Raw genomic sequence first — 17,486 nt, 5'->3', positions numbered from 1 at the left:
CTCTTTATATAAACATAACACAATGCCTAATATATTAGATATTTCTGATAAAGGCGATAACTATAAGGGCCAAAATAAAGTAAATGATTATTAATATCCCATCTTTTAAGCTTTTGACCTTATATACTTTTTTTCTTTTAGATATTTCAAAAGCTTCACTGAACAATCCCTCTTGTCTTGCTTCTGTGGCTAACTTTTTTATATTAATTTTTTTCATTTAAACACCTCTCAATATTAGATAATTTACTAATATATAAATCAAGTTACTTTAATAGCTTGTTTAAAAAGAGTGTTGAAAATCAACACTCTTTTACCTTCTACTATTTAGAAAAGTGCGCCGAACAGTATACTTGCAATAATAAGCATCAATCCACCACCAAGACGGGATGATATTTGCGCAAATGACATTAGCTCCATACGTTTTGCCGCTGTTAAAACGGCTACGTCCCCAGATCCTCCACGGTTTGCCATGCAAAGACCTGCAGTTATAGCTGTTTCAATTGGATAGAACCCTACAAGCCATCCAACTAAGCCTGAACCCACTATAGCTCCCAAAACTATAAGTGCAGCTATAATAACATTTCCAAAGGTAAATGCAGCTATTAATTCTCCAAGATCTGTTAATGCTATTCCAACTCCAACCATCACTACTATTGTAAATTGCTTCGAAAAGAAACCTTGTAATTTTTTAGCACCTTCTTTTAATTCTAAAGGTATTACATTAGTTATATTAGCTATTGCTACCAATATAACCATCCATGCAAATCTGTGTATATCTATTTTTACATTGGTTCCAAACAATGTGAACTCAGGTATTGTTATAATCTTTGAGAGTATGTTTCCTAATACATAGAATGAGCAAGACAATATTAATCCTACTGCAACTTCTCTAGCAGTAACTTTAACCTCTACCTTTTCTTCTAATTTAGAAATATCATCTGCTGTTTTAATTAATTCACCGTGCCCATTAAATTTTTCACCTGTTTTTGTTTCTCCAAGCTTGCTTAATATAGAAGCTGAAATTATAGCTATTATATTGGCTATAGTTAATATTGATAGTGCGAAGGATAACCATGCAGCTGGATCTCCCCCTGTAACACTGGCATATATTTCACTCATTGGTATAGCTCCCGCTCCAGTGCCACCACCCATTATAGGCAAAACATATTTTGTAGCAACTTCTTTAGCAGGTACACCAAATACTAATCCTCCTAAAATCCCAAACGCAAAAGCAGCGAAAATACCTCCAAATATCGCTGGGATGTATCCTAAGAATGCCTTCATTAATAACTTACGGTTAACTGATAGTATAGAGCCCGTTATAAGTACTGAAATGAATAAATCTAAAAAGTCAGTTGTATCCATAAATAATTTTACAGTTTCCACACCTTTTTCCGGTATTACTCCCCAATAAACTAATGCCGCTGCGCCTAAGAATGCTAATATAGGACCTCCACCAACATATTCGTTCCATATAGGAATTCTATCACCTACAAATCCAAATAATATACCTACTGTGTAAAGTAAGGCAAAACCTCCTACTACATTATTAGGTAAAAACCCTTTTGCAGTTGCAAATATAACCGTTGCTGCAACTCCAATCAAAATGTACCATGGCATTCCAAATACTTTAAAAGTTTCTTTCATTTCTTTAGACGTTTTTGTAACCGTTGTTGTAGACATTTTAATTTTCCTCCCCAAATTTATTATTTTAAATTGCAAGAAATATTTTCATAGCCACCTCTTGCAATTTAATAAACAACTTCTTATTACCTTCTTTTTCTGATTACGTCTATAATACTTCCATCTCTATACTCTACTGCTGCTACAACTTCATCACTAAATTCTATTTCTTTTGGCGTTCCTAATAATCTTGTAGAAATTTTTCTTAACTCTTCCATTGTTACAAGCTGAATACCTGCTTTTTTAAATTTCTCAATTAAGTCCTTACGCCTTGGATTAACAGTTACTCCATAATCAGTTACAACTATATCCACAGTACTTCCTGGAGTAACAACAGTAGTAACCCTATCAATTATCGTTGATATTCTTCCTCGAGTAAGCGGTGCAACTACTATGGAAACCTTAGCCATTGCTGCAGTGTCGCTGTGTCCCCCTGAAGCAGCTCTTATAACTCCGTCGGAGCCTGATATAACATTTACATTGAAATCCACATCTATCTCTAAGGCACTTAATATAACGAAATCTAATTTGTTCACTGCTGCTGATTTATTAAATGGATTAGCATAAAAATCTGCACTTATCTCCACATGCTTTTCATTTTTTCCTATAGATTCCGCTGCATATAAATCAAAAGATTGTACATCAAATAACGTATCAACTAATCCTTCTTCCAATAGTTCAACCATTGGTTTAGTTATTCCGCCTAAGGCATAGCTAAGCTTTATATTTCTTTTTTTAGCTTCATCTTTTACAAACCTAGTAACTGCAAGAGCTGCACCACCTGAACCAGTTTGCATTGAAAAGCCATCCACAAATAATCCTGTAGCTAACATAACATCTGAAACTCTCTTAGCCATTAATAATTCCTTTGGGTTGGATGTAAGTCTAGTTGCACCTGACATTATCCCCTTTGAGTCTCCAATTTCGTCAACTACAACCACATAATCAACTAAGGTTTGTTGAATACTTTGTGGAAAGTTAGGATACTCAACCAATGTATCTGTAACAACTATGACCTTATCTGCATATCTTGCATCTACTTTAGCGTATCCCATGGATCCGCATATAGATTTTCCTTTTACACCGTTAGCATTACCCATGCAATCTGATGATGGTGCGGCAACAAATGCAACGTCTATTTTTATTTCACCTTCACATATAGCTCTAGCCCTTCCCCCATGAGAACGTATTACTGCTGGATGCTTTCCTAATATTCCTTCCGATATTTCCGTTGCCAATCTTCCTCTTATGCCGCTAGTTTCTATTCTTGTAACTATACCCTTTTTTATATATTCAACAAGTTCTTCATGAGCACTTGTAAGCGAACTTGCAGCTATTCTTAAATCTTTAATTCCCATTTCTGCTAATGTTTCTACAACCATCATAAGTAACTTGTCCCCAGCTCTGAAATGATGATGAAAGGAAATTGTCATTCCATCCTTTATGCCTACATTTTCTATTGCTTCCTTTAAAGAATCTATCACTTTGTCTCTTTTTACTTTTTCTTTTATATTTTCATTTTCACTATAAATCATAGTTCCTTCTGGACTATAAGTGAATGGTTCAATATAAGCCTTCCTATCTTCATAACCCTCTATGCTTTTTAATAAGGTTTCATCTACTCTTTTACATTTCATAGCAGTCACCCCCTACCATAACACCAGCTGCTTTCGCTAATGCTAAAACATGATTTGCTCTATCTATTATAGGTTTGTCTACCATTTTTCCGTCTACAGTAAATACTCCTTTACCTTCTCTTATAGCTTCTTCAGTAGCCACTACTATTTTATAAGCTTTTTGTATTTCCTTTTCTGATGGAGTATAGACTGAATGAATAAGTTCAATTTGCCTTGGATGTATTAAAGATTTACCATCAAATCCTAATTGTCTTATAAGCTTTGCTTCTCTTAAGAAACCTTCATCATTATTCACATGTGAATACACTGAATCTAAAGCTGAAATTCCCGCAGCTCTAGCAGCCATAACTATCATTCCTCTTGCTGTAAGCAATTCAATTCCTTCTTCTGAACGGTTTGTTTTCATGCTAGTTACAAAATCTTCTCCACCTATAGCCATAGCTACAAGTCGCTTTGAAGAAGTAGCAATTTGATATGCATTTAAAACTCCTAAAGGTGATTCTACTGCAACCATTATTTTAGTTGAACCAATCTCTATTCCAGCTTCTTTTTCTATTCTTTCCATATGTTTTTCAACTTCTAGTACATCCTGTGGTGTTTCTGTTTTTGGTATTCTAACTATATCCGGTTGAGCTAAAACTACTGCTTCTAAGTCTTTTAATCCAAAATCAGTATCTAAACCATTTATTCTAACTACAGTTTCTATATTTAGTTCCTTATAATAATCCTTTAAATTTTTTAGCATGTTATGAACTAGAAAACGGGCTGAATCCTTCTCATTAATGGAAATAGCATCTTCTAGATCAAACATAACTGAATCTGGTTTATATATATGCACGTCCCTAATTAGAGCTGGATTATTACCTGGAACAAATAGCATAGAACGTCTAAGCTTCATCTTTCATTCCTCCTTTATATCCATTTAAAATCCGTTGATTGTGCTGATCTGTATACCGCAGTATGAATTCTGCTTACAATCACTGGATCTATTGCACCTTTATCATCAGCAACTATTTTTGCATTTTTAACCTCTAATGAATTTAAGGTTTCCTTAATAAGAGCCTCTATTTGCTCTCCAAATTGAGCCATAACCACGCTGTTTAACTCAATGTCTATTCCATTATTATTTGGATCTATTATTATTTGAATATCACTTGATTCTAAAGTTCCTGCCTTGGCTACCACCTTGAGCTCCATGTAAAATCCCCCTTTTCCCTAGCTTTTTCTAGTTTTTTCTGATTTTTATTTTTGATATTATACATTTAATACCATTGTATGCAATTTAACTAAATTGTATACCATTATTAATTATTGTATACTATCACCCCAATGATTTCAATAATATTTTTTAGAAATTTCATCAATATTATGAATCTTAAATCAATTAAACCTTTAATTGATTTAAAAGAAAAGACATGGATAATATGTTCTATCATCCATGTCTTTTCTTTTATTTTTACATTTTTCCTATAAATGCATTTTTGGCATTTACAACATGTTCTCTGGCTAATCTCTCTGCTAACGATTCATCGCCCTTTTCTATTGCCTCTACTATATTCCTATGCTCTAGAAGAGCTTCCTCTCTTCTGATTTCATTAGATAAACTTACTTTTCTCATACTTTTTAAATATTCATATATATTCTCTAAATTCGCTATAAGTCTTTTATTTTTCGAAGCATTCAATATTATTCCATTGTATTCATTATGAGACTTAATATAGTTCTCATTATCATTTTCATCAATACATCTTCTCATTATCTCAATTATTTCTTTTAATCTTAATATTTCCATTCTAGAAATATTCAAACACGCCTTTCTTACAGCTAATCCTTCTAGAGCTCCTCTTATATCATAAATTTCCATAGCATCTTCTTTGGTAATTCCTTTTACTAAAGTTCCCTTTCTAGCAATATTTACAGCTAATCCTTCTATCTCTAATTGTCGTAAAGCTTCACGTACTGGTGTCCTACTAACTCCCATACTTTTAGCTATATTATTCTCAACCAATCTATCTCCCGGCTTTAATTTTTTATCGAAAATAGCAGCTCTAAGCTCTTCAAGAATAATCTCTCTTGCAGATCTTGAGTGGTTATCATCAATCTTTTGAAAAATATGTTCCATAAATTCAACTTCCTTAATTAATCATTATACTTAAATTTATACTCTCATTAATTCAATACTTATTTTATTTTTTAAAATTAATTCATTGAATATATTATAAGTTAATTTATACCACAATTCAAGATTCAGTATCTCTATAGACTGCTGTAGATATAAAGTATAAGAGAGCCCTGTTATAATCCTCCATCGTATCTATATCCATCAATATCCCAGGTTCTTCTACATTTAGGGATGTAAATCCTTTCTCGCTAATAAAATCTCTTAAGGTTTCATAATGAATATCTTCTAATAGCTCCTTTATTAGATAGCTTTTCATTAACAATGGATGTCCTTTATTCCCATTATACACGGGTATAACTATATCTCTGTCTACCTTTAACATCTTTTCATATGTTTTCTTGCTAATAACAGGATAGTCTCCAGGAATTAAAAAAAATCTTTCTTCTTTAATATGGCTTAGTCCTTTCTTTACTGAATTAAACATTCCCTCTAAATAATCAGGATTATAAACTAGCTCTACTTTAGGATATTTATCCAATATATCTTTTATCTCTTCCATTCTATGTCCGCCCACTACTATGATTTTAGAGCATAAATCATACATTCCATAAATACATCTCTCAATTACAGTTTTGCCATCTATATCTAATATTAGTTTATTTGTACCAGCTCTTGTTGATAATCCAGCAGCCAAAATTATTCCTTCAATTTTCATTAAACTTTACCACTTAAAATTGATTTTACAGCATTTTCAATCTCCTCATATCCTGTACATCTACATAAATTAGATTGAAGCCATTCTTCTATTACATGCTTATTAGCATTAGGATGAATTTTTGCCAGTGAATGACAAACCATTAAAAATCCAGAGGTGCAGTAACCACATTGAAAGCCCCAATTTTCAACAAAGGCCTTTTGTATAGGTGCATCTTTTAGTCCTTCAACGGTAACTATGCTCTTTCCCACAGCTTCCACAGTAAGCATCAGACACGCCTTTATAGGCCAATTGTCTACTAAAACAGTACATGCGCCACAATCTCCATTTTCACAACCAGGCTTTATACTAGTAAGACCGAGTCCTTGCCGTAAAGTGTATAATAAAATATCAGAAGGCTTAGCAGTGACTTCTCTGTCTTCCCCATTTACATTTAAAATTAAGACAGTACTATTTAAAATTTTAAGCATTTGATTTATCACTTCCCTTAAATTCTTCTAATACTTCATTTAACATTACATGTAGCATAAACTTTCTATATTCAGAAGAACCACTAAGATCATCTAATATTTTATCAGGCACACTGGTAATAATTTTTTTTATTCTTTCATCTATGGAAATTAGATTATCATTTAGAATTTCTTCTATCAAAGAGGATCTAAATGGATATTCACATACACCACTAAAAGCGATGTTAATTCTATCATTATTTTTTAAAGCAGCTATTGTAATTAAAGGATAGTCTATTTTTTCATTTTTTGTTCTTTTTACATGAAGATAAGGTAGGGAAAGAAATTCACTTTTTATAACCGCTTGAACAATCATCTCTCCTTTGGCAAGTTGAATACGTTTATTAAATAAATCCCTTATGAAAACTCGTCTTTTTCCATTGATACTTGCTACTACTATCTCACTATCAGACACCATAAGAGGTAATATGGCCTCACGATATATAACAGTGCCAGCTAAATTACCCCCTAATGTAATTTTACCCTGTATTGTGTGATCAGCTATTCTTTTAACCGTTAAACTAAGGAGAGGAAAAAGGTTTAATTCTGCAATACTAGTAAGTGTTACAGCAGAACCGATTACTAATTCACCATTTTTCAATTCATGTATGCTACATTCTGGAATATCTTTAATGTCAATAATTGCTTCCGTATATACATTGTTTGCTCTTGCCATACTAATAAATTCTGTTCCCCCGCCATAATATATTGGTTCTTTTCCTTCAGAATTTAATTTATCAAATAAGTTAACAGCTTCTTCTACTGTTTCTGGTTTATAATATTCAAAATCAAAAGGTATCATATTTACCTCCAGTTTTAGCTTTCCATATTACTTCAGGTGAGATTGGTAGTTCATTAAAATCAACTCCAGCTGCCAGTGATATAGCATTAACAAAAGCAGCAGGAATTCCAAGAATGCCGTGTTCACCCATACCTCGAGCACCAAAGGGTGCATCTATTTGAGGTGTTTCTATAAAATCTACTGTATATTCGGGGTTTTCTCCGAAACGTATTAGCTTATAGCTTCGTAAAGAAGTATTTTTTAATATACCAGATTGGCTATATAAAAATTCCTCTCTAGTTGCCAATCCAAGCCCCATACTCATACCACCCATTATGAGGCCTCTAGCAGTTTTAGGATTAATTACTTTACCTACATCAATAACAGTTACTGCTTTTAGTATCCTATATGTATACTTTATAGGATCATATTCTATTTCTACAGCCTGGGCTCCTACAGTCCATGATGCTCCCGCTTTTCCTTTTCCTGTTTCTTTATCTAATTTAGTTAGATGCTTCATAATATAGCTACCCCTACCAATCATTTGCCCCCCTATAGATGTTCCTCCAGGGTATTCATATCCATAAACTAAATCTTTAAATGATACATATATATCAGGATCATCTTTTAGATATACTTTTTCTTCTTTCACATCCAAATCCTCTGAAGTGCATTTAAGTACTATCGCTCCAAGTTCTCGTAATTGTTGCATTAAATCTTCAGCAGCCTTAATAACTGCATTTCCAACCATAAAAGTTGTCATACTTGCAACGGTCTTCCAATGTTTCGGCGAAATTTGAGTATCTACATTCATAGTTACATGAATTTTATTAATATCCATCCTCATCTTTTCAGCAAGTATTTGAGCCATAGTAGTTCTCATTCCAGGTCCAATTTCAACAGCAGAAAAGTTAAGATTTATGCTACCATCACTATTTAAAGTAAGAATAGCACCAGATGATGCATTAGTTGGAGAATCAGAAGTTTTCCAAAAGCAGCTCATTCCTTTTGCTCTTACGGTTCCACTGTCTGTCTCTATCCTTCTGCCTTCCTGCCAATTAATTATTTCTTTTAATCTCAATATACAGCTTCCCAAATTTCCTGTATTGCTTAAAGTTATTTTATCTTGTGTTGGAGAAAAACATCCTGGAAATATAGCATTTTTCATTCTTAATTCTAATGGATCTATTCCTATTGTAGATGCTAATTTATCTAGTATCCTTTCAATAGAAAAAGTAAATGCCGTATGGCCAAATCCACGATAAGATGTAACATATGTATGATTAGTGTAAACACTAATTGCATCACACCAAACATTTTCAATATTATATGGTCCAGTACAATCAACAGCTATTGCTTTAGCCATGCGGGGACCAGTATCCGCATAAGCACCACAATCCACGTGATAAGTACACTCTAGAGCTTTTATTAATCCATCTTTAGTAGCACCTATTTTTAGTTTTGCTTTAGTACCTATTTTACACGGTGATGAAGCAATATCCTCTTCCCGCGAGTTGGCTATTTTAACCCTTCTTCCTCCAACTGCTCTTGAAGCAAGATATGCTATAAACTCAAGGTTAACAGTAGCTTTTCCACCGAAAGCTCCTCCAACTAGGGGAACACGCACAATGATATTTCCTTCGGGTATATTATAAAGTTTGCTCAACCTCTTCTTTACTGAAAAAGGAGCTTGAGAAGAAGTATATATTATCACATTTCCATCTGGTAGTATTTCAGCTTCAGCATTTCGAGTTTCCATGGCAAGATGGTCAGATTGAGGAAGTGAAAAACTTAATTCTACAACAACATCGCTTTCCCCCCATCCCCTATTTATATCTCCTTTTCTAATTTTCACATGGTCTGCAATATTTGAATTAGGTTGAGGATATACATCTTTAACTGGGCAATGATACTGACCTAAATTCTCATGTATTAAGGTAGCATCTGGTTTTATTGAATCATCTATTGAATTTACTACAGGTAAAGGATCATAATCAACTTTTATAAGTTGTATAGCTTTCATTGCCTCCCTTTCACTGTTAGCTACTACTACGGCCACAGGTTCACCAAAATACCTTACTCTATCTCTTGCAATAGGAGGTCTGTCTTCTATTACGGAACCACTTAGCACAGGAAAATAATCTCCAGTAATTATAGCTTGAACTCCTGTAACTTTTGATGCCTCTGAAATATCAATTGACTTTATAATTGCATGAGCATGAGTGCTAGTAAGCATTTTAGCATACAAAGTACCAGGAATAGTTGTATCTCCATTATATTTCGCCGCTCCAGTAACCTTATCCCAAGCCTCTTTTCTTGGAGTACTTACCCCAATCATTGCTGTATGCTCCATATACTACCCTCCTTGTGTAAACATCTAATAAACAAAAGACCATTTATATTAAAATAGTCTATCCACCCATGTCTAAAATATTCTTCTATGATTTCACGGAAAACGTTAATCATAAATTATTTACAAGTTAAACAATATACATATAAAAAAGCGGCTGGTTTTTAGCCAGTCGCCTTTGTTTAACCTATTATGAAATATTATTTTTTCATTCCTGTGTAAATTAAAATTGCGTCTCTTAAAAATGCTGCTGTTCCAGGTTGCTCTTTATCATAATATGCTGTGAATCTTTCATCATCAACATACATTTGAGCAAGACCAGCGTGTGCTTCTTTACTATATTCACTCCAATAAAATGTTAACCATTGTTTGTGCAAATCAGCTGCTCTTTGAGCTATATCACTAGCTGGATCACCATTTTTAAAAGCCTCTTTTAGTGTTGATATCACCTGTTCCGCTAGGCTTGTTACTTTATCATATTCTTCTTGAGTCATGTTCATTAATTTTGCATTTGATTTTTCAATCTTATCCTTGCCATATTTTTCTCGAATTTCCTTACCATATTTATTCTCATTATCATCAATCATCTTTCGCTTAAAACCTTCAAACTTTTCTTTATCACTCATTTTAATCCTCCCCTCTGTTAAAGCTATTGTTTTATCCACATTAGCTATTAACAAGTCTAATTGATCTCTTTTTTCGAGGAGCTTTTCACGATGTTCTCTAAGTGCATTAGTTCCATCAAAGGAAGGTGTAGTTACTATATTCTTTATGCTGTCTAAACTCACACCTAATTCTCTGTAAAAAAGTATTTGTTGTAACCTATCAACTTCTCTTTGGCCATAAATCCGATATCCTGATGAATTAATTCTTGCCGGCTTAAGAATTCCTATTTCATCATAGTACCTAAGTGTTCTAGTACTAACACCTGCTAAACTAGCTAACTTTTGCACTGTATATTCCATCTCTTCACCTCCTCACAAGACTAGATTACACCTTTACGTTGCGTTAATGTCAATAGCTTTTCAAAACGTTTTTAAACTTCTTTTAGAGACTGTCCTTCAGCTTTTTTAGTTTAGCCAATACTTCATGGTACTCCTTATCTAGCGCTATTACATCATCCTTCTTCGACGGCATGGATAGTCTTCCTATAAGTTCTGAAAGTTTATTTTGTAATATAAAAATTTGTTTTTCAATTTCCTCTTTATCATTATCTAAATACGTATTTCTGCTAGCCAAGTATTCGTTGTAGCTTCCTTTAAACATTTTTATTTTATGGTTCTCTATGGCCATTATGTGATCTGCAACAGAACCTACAAATCTTCTGTCATGAGAAACAAACAATAAAGTGCTATTGTATTCTTTGAGAAGTTTTTCCACCACTTCAAGGGAACTTATATCCATATAATTAGTAGGCTCATCTAATATAAGCAAATTTATATCCTGCAATAACATTTTTGCAAAGGACACCTTAACCCGTTCTCCCCCACTTAATACACTTATTTTTTTATAAATATCCTCTCTTTTAAATAATAATCTTGCTAGTAATGTTCTCGCAAAAGTTTCATTATATATACTACTTTCCATTACATTTTCTATTATAGTCAAGCTTTCTTCTAAAATGCTCATATCTTGACTAAAGTACCCTATTTGAGCCCCTTGAGCAACTTTTATTGAATCATCATTGTTCATTATCATTTTAATCAAAGTGCTTTTTCCACATCCATTAGATCCAATCAATGCTATTTTTGAGTTATTATATACATCAAATTCAGCACCATGGAATATAACCTTTTCACCAAATATCTTGTTTATATTCCGTCCTTGTATGATTATTTTGCTATGAAGTTTATTTGAATCCACAATATCTAGCTTAATACCCTCTTGTTTTTTAGGTTTTTCCTTAATCTCTAGATGTTCTATTCTCTTCTCGATATTTTTCACTGCCCTCTCAAGGTTTGCTTTTCCCTTTTGGTTTCCCATCTTATGGAGCCTAGCTTCTGAATTGCCCATTCGTTTAGGAGCATTTTTTATACCCTTTACCTTTTGTTTAGTATCAGTAACTACTGCCTGAAGTCGCCTTTTTTCTTTTACATACTCCTCATATTCAAATTCAACTCTTTCCCTCTCTTGAGTTCTTTGAGCAACATAATCGCTATAATTTCCTTTATATATTTTTATTTTGCCATACTCTATCTCCAATATTTTGTTACACAATTTATCTAAAAAATTTCTATCATGAGATATAAGAACTAATGCACCTTTGTATTCTTCAAACTTTTTTTCCATAAGATCAATACCCTCTATATCTACATTACTAGTAGGCTCATCTGCAAATATCAATAAACTATTATGGCTTAAACCATCGGCAAGCTTAAACCTAGTCTTTTCTCCTCCACTCATATTTTCATTCCAAATATTTGCAACACCAAATTTTGAAGCCATTTCATTGCTAATGCTTTTATTTTCTGGTTTTTCTAACTGGGATATATATGAGTATTTTTCATATAACTTAACCCATCCTTCATCAGGTTCTAATCTTTTACTAAGTATATTAATTAATGTGGTTTTGCCTACTCCATTTACACCTACAATCCCTATTCTATCCTCAGAATAAACTTTTAAATTTTCTATATCTAGTATTAATCTATCGCCAAAATATTTTTTAATGCTACTGCATTCCATTAATAACATAAAAAATCCCCTCCTTGTAATCTGGAGAGGATAGCGTCATAACTATATAACAACCCTAATACATTTTGAATAAAATGCTATTAATACGCATTAATACACATTAATATTCAAATAATAAATTAAGTTAAAAAACACACTGTATGAACAAACTATCAACAGTTATAAAAACACTATCCACTCTCAAAATTAAATAAAATGCATGACAATAAAGCCTTTACTTAAGACTTTATTTAATTTTTCATTTTACATAAATTAAAGTGAATTAAATTCTCATTCCTGCCAATACCTTGCCCTTTCTTAAAATAAAATTTATTAATTTTAATATGATTATATATATAACTTATATCACTGTCAACTTATATGTTACAACTTAAAAATCATAGAACTTTAATTTTCAAAAGTTTTCTTCAAGCTTTATCTCTAATCTATCTATGATATCTATTAGCCGTTCTCCTTCTTCATATCCAAGTATTTTTGAATATCTTTCATGTAAATTGCTCCATGCTTTATCAATATCTGATTGCAACCTTTTACCTTTTTCCGTAGGATATATACGGCAATTTTTCCCTTCGCATTTTCTTATTACTAATTCCTTAACTTCTAATTTATCTATAAATCTAGTTATAGTCGATGGGGTCATATGAAGTGCTTCTCCAATTTCCTTTTGTCCTACACCTTTATTAGCATTAACTATATTAATTAACAAAGCATAAGTGGGTGACAAGCCTGTTATTTCAAACTCTTCTTCTGCCATTCTGCCGATTACTCTAGATAATTTGTTTACTGTAAAATATAAGCAATTACGTAATGATGGGTCTGTATCTGCCATTACAATTATCCTTTCTAATTTATACTAGTTTCCTTTTTATGATTTATCCCATTCTTCTTTAAGTATTCCATATAAATACATGTCATACCTTTTACTATCTCTGTTGATAAATTCTCTAAATACACCTTCTTTTATAAATCCTAATTTTTCATATAGATTCACAGCAGGCTTATTATATTCTAGTACATACAAATATATTTTGTGAAAATTAAGCTCTTGAAATCCAAATTCCATGGTTAAATACATAGCTTCCTCTCCTATACCCTGGCCCCTATATTTTTCATTACCTATGCCTATATATATTAGGGCTGTCCCATTGTTCCATAGAATATTTTCAAAGCCTGTAACTCCAATAAATTCGCCACTTTCAATATGCCTTATAGCAAATATATATTTGTCACTAGATCCTTTTACTTCCTGCAACATTTCTGAAATTTCTTCACTATTTTTAGGTACCGCACTTATCACATCGTAGTTTCTCATAAAGTAGGTGTCATTATACCATTGAGTAAATTGATTTACGTCTTCTTTTTCTATAGCTGTAAGTCTCACTTTTTTTCCTTCTAATAATTTTTTCATAAAATCACCTTTTCAATAAACTAACCTTCAAATAGATTAAATATCCAATTGAAAAGCTATTATTTCTTCTAATTTTCTAATAACAACTAAGTATAAACTTTTTTTCTAATTTAACTGGGTAATAAGAAAGTTTAGCCTTTCTAAGCCCTTCTATACCCAAGTCCTGTTCCCTATTTATTATTTCCACATCATTAAAGCACTTGTCTATAAATGTTTTATTGATAAAGCTATAAATCCCGTTGTAGTTTATATCACCTTTTTCTATATGAATAACCGCTAATTTATCATTAAGCTTTTCTCCCAAAGTGAAAGCTGCAACCTCGTTATCTACATACACTGCTATTCCTTTTAAGTTGAATAAATCTATATTTCTAACCATATCTTTTATAGCTAAAGTTTCATAATAAAGCATTTTATCATTATTATTATTCTCATCATACCATTTTTCTGAAGCATTTATTACATCCTTAATAACCTCTTCATTTAATATTTCCTTTACTTCATAATCATATTTTTTAACAAAGGAATTATAATGATTTTTCTTTCTGTGAAGTTTTTTTCCTGAGAGTTTTATTAATTTTTCTGCTTCATATAAATAATCAAAATTATCTCTATCCTCTTCAATGCAAGCCTCTTGTATCTCCATGCTCAAAGATTTTAATTTCTCTATAAAATCTTCCTCTAAATCTTTAAATAAATAATCCATATTATTTTCTTTTTTATATTGTGCTAAACACTCTAATATTTCTTGTAAATCTTCCTCTTTATATCCTAATGGTTGCATAAAGTAATAGTTTCCTTCAAAATCTTTTTTCTTTATGATTAATGCATCCTTATAGATTGTATACTGAGTATTACAGGCATCTTTCCATATATATAAAGTCGTAAATGAGTATTCACAGCTTAAAAATTTGTATGGGCTTGTATACCTTTCAAGTATACTTTTATCCTCCAATGTAAGTTTTTTAAAATTCATTATATCAACCCTTCTATTTTGCTTGGTTAAAAACCATATTTCATTATTTGTATATACAAATAATAAATCATATTCAAAAATAAGTCAACAATTGTTAAATAAAAGCTTTTTTATAAACTAAAAACCTACGACGTAAACATCCTAGGCTTTTTTTAAATTATCAAACTTTTTTTACTTAAATTCTCATAAACCTCATCAAACATGAATTCTATATAAAATAGCTTATCTGTATCTATAATATTTAGTAGTTCTTGCATCAGATTTATCATTTATCAATACTTTTAAAGTAGTCTTTATTATATTCTACAGCAGGATCGTTTGGCTTATATTCTTCGGCTTTATTATTATATTTTATCGCTTCCTCTGTGTTTCCAAGTTTATCATAACATACACATAGTTGTATGCATGGAATATAACCCCAATGATCGTGGGATATGAAACCCCAGCTATCAACTGGCTTTTCTAGCTCTAGAGCTAACTTATACCAGAATATAGCTCTCTTATAATCTTTATTATTAAAATAGTAATATCCAAGTTGGCAGCAGATCTCAGCTCTTGGAGTATCATATTCAAAACTCTTCAATAAAATCTCTAGCATATTTTTTTTATCATTCAATTCGTTATAACAAATTGAAAGACTATAACAAGCATTTATATTATCTTCTACCCATCCTTCTTCAGTATCTAAAAATCTCTTAAAATATTTTATTGCGTCATCATATTTTTCGTTATAATATAGCTCTCTCCCATAATAATAAAGGGCTCTAGGTGTTAAATTTACACCTTGGCATATAGCTTTTTGATAGATAGATAAATTTCTACCTTTATCGGATACATATTCTTTTTTATGAGTTATACAAATATCAGAATTTATTATGTTTCCACTTACTTTTAGATATTCATGTACAGGCTCAATCCATTGGTAATTGTTTATTCTCTTTGACAAACGTTCTCTAAAATACGATAAAGTAATATTACCATTTTCATCAAAACCTGCATTATATTTCATCATTACTACATCAACATTATTATTTAAATTTTGCTTTAGTTCTTTAAATTTTTCCCTATCTTCTTCAAGAATAACATCATCAGCATCTAGCCAAAGAATGAAATCCTTTGTAGCTTTAGAATAGGCATAATTTCTTGCTGCAGAAAAATCGCCAATCCATTCAAAATCAAATACCTTATCTGTATATCTTTTAATAATTTCTTTTGTATTATCCGTTGATCCAGTATCTACTATTATTATTTCGTCAACAATATCTTTTATACAATCTAAACATCTAGATATGACGTCCTGTTCATCTTTAACAATCATACATAAACTGATAGTTATCATTTAATCACCTCGAAAATAATTTTCTAGTACATACTATGATGCAAAATTTGATTTTGTGATTTATATCTACATGAAACAGAAGGTAAAACCAATTGATTAAAAATATAATTGACAGAGGTAACTAGACCTCTGTCAATGGTTTCAAATTAATTGATTTAAATAATATTATCTTAATATTTGGATATCTATCTATTTTTGAAGTTACAACGTTATAAATATTCTATCATTAAAAGCTTATTATATTTAATGCTCTAGTAAGTGCAACAGCACTTGCAATATTAGTTCCTGTAACTCTAATACGAACCTCGAAAATGTGTGAACCTGGTGAAGGAGTACTTATCCAGGTTAGATTAGGAACTTCTCCTAAAACACGCGTAGTTAATGGAACATTGTCTTGAGCCTTCTCAACCGTTACTTCAGCAATAGAAACTCCATCTTGATATAGATTATACGTGATTGTATATTGATAAGGAGTAAGGGTGCCTGTTGTTATTTCTACTTCTGCCATTGAATCCACTTTTAACCTCTGTGCGTCAACAGTAGTCACTGGAAGAGATAGTACAGATACTTGAGTCGCAAGAGGAAGATTTATTGAACTACTTGATTGTACTGAAGATAGTGAACTTCCTGCACCTGTGGCTCCTGTTGCACCTGTTGCACCTATTGGGCCTTGTACTCCTTGAGCTCCTTGTGGGCCTTGTACTCCCTGTGCACCTTGTGGGCCTTGTACTCCTTGAGCTCCTTGTGGGCCCTGTGGGCCTTGTACTCCCTGCGGTCCTTGAGCTCCAGTTGCTCCTGTTGCTCCTGTTGCTCCCGTTGCTCCTGTAGCACCTGTTGGACCTGTCGCACCTGTTGTACCTGTTGGGCCTGTTGCTCCTGTTGCACCTGTTGGGCCTGTTGCTCCTGTTGCACCTGTTGTACCTGTTGGGCCTGTTGCTCCTGTTGTTCCTGTTGGACCTGTCGCACCTGTTGCACCTGTTGCACCTGTTGCTCCTGTTGGGCCTGTCGCACCTGTCGCGCCTGTTGCACCGGTTGCACCTGTTGGACCAGTCGGACCTGTTGGACCTGTTGGGCCTGTTGCTCCTGTTGGACCAGTCGGACCTGTTGGACCTGTTGGGCCTGTCGCACCTGTTGCACCTGTTGCACCTGTTGGGCCTGTTGCACCTGTTGGACCAGTCGGACCTGTTGGGCCGGTTGGACCAGTCGGACCTGTCGCACCTGTCGCACCTGTCGCGCCTGTTGCACCGGTTGCACCTGTTGGACCAGTCGGAC

Annotated in this window: 16 protein-coding genes and 1 pseudogene; all 17 read right to left on the bottom strand. The window is 32.8% G+C overall.

Going from position 1 to position 17,486, the window contains the following annotated elements:
* Positions 1–34: 34 nt before the first annotated feature.
* Positions 35–217: a hypothetical protein gene (locus RYO54_RS08930; RefSeq protein ID WP_315117729.1), complete on the bottom strand. Its 183-nt coding sequence runs from the start codon at positions 215–217 to the stop codon at positions 35–37.
* A gap of 107 nt (positions 218–324) precedes the next feature.
* On the bottom strand, positions 325–1,683 hold the full coding sequence (locus RYO54_RS08925) for a 2-hydroxycarboxylate transporter family protein (protein WP_315117726.1): 1,359 nt from the start codon (positions 1,681–1,683) through the stop codon (positions 325–327).
* 86 nt (positions 1,684–1,769) lie between these two features.
* A complete protein-coding gene (citF, locus tag RYO54_RS08920; RefSeq protein WP_315117723.1) occupies positions 1,770–3,320 on the bottom strand; it encodes a citrate lyase subunit alpha in 1,551 nt (516 codons plus the stop codon).
* On the bottom strand, positions 3,310–4,218 hold the full coding sequence (locus RYO54_RS08915; protein WP_315117720.1) for an aldolase/citrate lyase family protein: 909 nt from the start codon (positions 4,216–4,218) through the stop codon (positions 3,310–3,312). Before RYO54_RS08915 ends, citF begins: the two co-directional genes overlap by 11 nt.
* A gap of 14 nt (positions 4,219–4,232) precedes the next feature.
* A complete protein-coding gene (gene citD / locus RYO54_RS08910; protein ID WP_315117717.1) occupies positions 4,233–4,517 on the bottom strand; it encodes a citrate lyase acyl carrier protein in 285 nt (94 codons plus the stop codon).
* A gap of 259 nt (positions 4,518–4,776) precedes the next feature.
* The gene (locus tag RYO54_RS08905; RefSeq protein WP_315117714.1) at positions 4,777–5,442 is read right to left on the bottom strand and encodes a GntR family transcriptional regulator; all 666 of its coding nucleotides are present in this window, start codon (positions 5,440–5,442) and stop codon (positions 4,777–4,779) included.
* Between the two features lie 118 nt (positions 5,443–5,560).
* A complete protein-coding gene (locus RYO54_RS08900) occupies positions 5,561–6,157 on the bottom strand; it encodes a nucleotidyltransferase family protein (RefSeq protein ID WP_315117711.1) in 597 nt (198 codons plus the stop codon).
* The gene (locus tag RYO54_RS08895) at positions 6,157–6,627 is read right to left on the bottom strand and encodes a 2Fe-2S iron-sulfur cluster-binding protein (protein WP_315117709.1); all 471 of its coding nucleotides are present in this window, start codon (positions 6,625–6,627) and stop codon (positions 6,157–6,159) included. Before RYO54_RS08895 ends, RYO54_RS08900 begins: the two co-directional genes overlap by 1 nt.
* On the bottom strand, positions 6,620–7,468 hold the full coding sequence (locus RYO54_RS08890; RefSeq protein WP_315117706.1) for an FAD binding domain-containing protein: 849 nt from the start codon (positions 7,466–7,468) through the stop codon (positions 6,620–6,622). Before RYO54_RS08890 ends, RYO54_RS08895 begins: the two co-directional genes overlap by 8 nt.
* On the bottom strand, positions 7,455–9,800 hold the full coding sequence (locus RYO54_RS08885; RefSeq protein WP_315117704.1) for a xanthine dehydrogenase family protein molybdopterin-binding subunit: 2,346 nt from the start codon (positions 9,798–9,800) through the stop codon (positions 7,455–7,457). The genes RYO54_RS08890 and RYO54_RS08885 overlap by 14 nt, the downstream gene beginning before the upstream one ends.
* A 197-nt stretch (positions 9,801–9,997) precedes the next feature.
* Positions 9,998–10,762 carry a MerR family transcriptional regulator gene (locus RYO54_RS08880; RefSeq protein WP_315117702.1) on the bottom strand — a complete coding sequence of 255 codons (765 nt, stop codon included), beginning with the start codon at positions 10,760–10,762 and terminating at the stop codon, positions 9,998–10,000.
* An 82-nt stretch (positions 10,763–10,844) separates the two neighbouring features.
* The gene (gene abc-f / locus RYO54_RS08875; protein ID WP_315117701.1) at positions 10,845–12,491 is read right to left on the bottom strand and encodes a ribosomal protection-like ABC-F family protein; all 1,647 of its coding nucleotides are present in this window, start codon (positions 12,489–12,491) and stop codon (positions 10,845–10,847) included.
* A 394-nt stretch (positions 12,492–12,885) separates the two neighbouring features.
* Positions 12,886–13,320: a MarR family transcriptional regulator gene (locus RYO54_RS08870; protein WP_315117699.1), complete on the bottom strand. Its 435-nt coding sequence runs from the start codon at positions 13,318–13,320 to the stop codon at positions 12,886–12,888.
* Positions 13,321–13,356: 36 nt separating this feature from the next.
* Complete coding sequence (locus tag RYO54_RS08865; RefSeq protein WP_315117695.1) at positions 13,357–13,899, bottom strand: GNAT family protein; 543 nt, start codon at positions 13,897–13,899, stop codon at positions 13,357–13,359.
* 76 nt (positions 13,900–13,975) lie between these two features.
* Positions 13,976–14,878, bottom strand: a complete 903-nt coding sequence (locus RYO54_RS08860; protein ID WP_315117938.1) for a phosphatidylglycerol lysyltransferase domain-containing protein — start codon at positions 14,876–14,878, stop codon at positions 13,976–13,978.
* 262 nt (positions 14,879–15,140) lie between these two features.
* Positions 15,141–16,214 carry a glycosyltransferase gene (locus RYO54_RS08855; protein WP_315117693.1) on the bottom strand — a complete coding sequence of 358 codons (1,074 nt, stop codon included), beginning with the start codon at positions 16,212–16,214 and terminating at the stop codon, positions 15,141–15,143.
* Positions 16,215–16,440: 226 nt separating this feature from the next.
* A pseudogene (locus tag RYO54_RS08850) lies at positions 16,441–17,486 on the bottom strand (collagen-like protein); the annotation flags it as partial.

Source organism: uncultured Clostridium sp. (assembly GCF_963515715.1).
Classification (GTDB): Bacteria; Bacillota; Clostridia; order Clostridiales; family Clostridiaceae; genus Clostridium_AW.
The sequence above is the reverse complement of the archived record's forward strand: the minus strand, read 5'-3'. Positions and strand labels throughout refer to the sequence as shown.